The 1,100-nt window shown below is 29.7% G+C and carries 2 protein-coding genes; both read right to left on the minus strand.

The window, feature by feature from the left end; translation table 11 throughout:
* Positions 1 to 374, minus strand: a 374-nt coding sequence (locus tag AMN78_RS02740; RefSeq protein WP_179850609.1) for a uroporphyrinogen-III synthase, incomplete at its 3' end; no start/stop codon positions are given.
* The coding region (gene hemC / locus AMN78_RS02745; RefSeq protein WP_075534059.1) for a hydroxymethylbilane synthase at positions 371 to 1,100 on the minus strand (730 nt) is incomplete at its 5' end. The genes AMN78_RS02740 and hemC, both read right to left, overlap by 4 nt.

Consider the following 1,100-nt stretch of genomic DNA (forward strand, 5'->3'; position numbering starts at 1 on the left):
ATATTATCTCCACAAATATACGCTAAGAATTTTTTTTTATCTAAGTCACCTGAATTTATAATAATATTTTTTAAGGCGTTTATCGTGCCACCAGCTGAAATAGTATTGTTATAACCTTGTTGTCTTACAATCTTTTCTGTAATTGCTCCAACGCAGAAACAAAGTTTATTTCTATCTGGTTTTAAAAGTTTTAGAAACCTAATTGCATTAGCACTTGTAAATATAAATGCATTGTATTTTTCGGAGTCAATAGGATCAAGTTCTGCTTTAGAGATCTTTAAGGTAGGTACATGAATAATTTTATGACCTAAAGAAAATAATTTTCCCATTAAATCCTCAGAGTCTATTAGCGGTCTCGTTATTATAATATTCATTTTTTTTTAAATTTTTCTCCAGCTAGATCTAATAATTTTTCTCCAACACTTTTTCCAATAAAAGACGCGTCTGCCTCTCTTCCTATAAGCTCGTATTCAAAACTCTCTTGACCAGTATCTGAAAAAAGCTGAGCTTTAAGTTTTAAATTATGGTTTTCAATTTCAGCTAACCCACCTATTGCAGTATCGCAATCACCTCCGATAGTTTGAAGCATTTTTCTTTCGGCTATTGCGCAAAGACTAGTTGCACTATCATTAATTCTTTTTATCAAATTTTTAATTTCATCTTCCTTTCTACATTGCACAGCAATAATTCCTTGTCCAACCGCTGGTAGAATATGCTCACAATTAAAAGTAAAGCTTATTTTTTTATCGAGTTTAAGTGATTTTACTCCAGCAGCCGCAAGAATGATTCCATCTAATTTGTTTTCATTGATTTTATTTATTCTTGTGTCAATATTTCCCCGAATATTGATTACAGAAATTTTATTATTAATTTTTTTTAATTGAAGCTCTCTCCTTTTTGAGCTTGAACCGATTTTTACGCCTTTTTTTAAATCAGAAATACTTTTAATTTTTTCACTAATTATTACATCTCGGTAATCGTTTCTTTTTAAATATGCTCCTATTAAAAGACCTTCATTTTCATTTGCCTCCATGTCTTTTAGAGAATGCACAGCAATATCTATTTCTTTTTTTAATAAGCTTTCTTCAATTTCTTTACAA

Source organism: Candidatus Pelagibacter communis (genome assembly GCF_001179945.1).
In the GTDB taxonomy this organism is placed as follows: Bacteria; Pseudomonadota; Alphaproteobacteria; order Pelagibacterales; family Pelagibacteraceae; genus Pelagilacustribacter; species Pelagilacustribacter ubique_A.